1 protein-coding gene is annotated in these 260 nt (G+C 66.9%); it reads right to left on the minus strand.

The features are described 5' to 3' along the window. Positions 1 to 71: 71 nt before the first annotated feature. Positions 72 to 260: hypothetical protein (locus tag J0695_RS42780; RefSeq protein WP_206970178.1), on the minus strand; the 189-nt coding region annotated here is incomplete at its 5' end.

Here is a 260-nt window from a genome sequence, read left to right on the forward strand (position 1 = left end):
GCCCTGTACTGGCTGCTCTTGTCCGAGTTACCGCGGGTGGGCGCCCGGAGAAGCACCAGCGCCGCAAGCCTTCAGCCGCGGGAGCGCAGTATGCGGCGCATCCTGTCGGCCCGGTCCAGGAGGTTCGTGCGGACGACCGGGACAACCTGTGCCGCCAGGTCTTCCGCTCGTCCCACGAAGTTCAGGTCGATACCGAACACCGGGAAGAGGCTTTTGGCGTAGGTCGTCGTCGGCTGGGTTCCGCTGCGGTGGATGGTTCG

The organism is Streptomyces beijiangensis, assembly GCF_017315755.1.
GTDB classification, from domain to species: Bacteria; Actinomycetota; Actinomycetes; order Streptomycetales; family Streptomycetaceae; genus Streptomyces; species Streptomyces beijiangensis.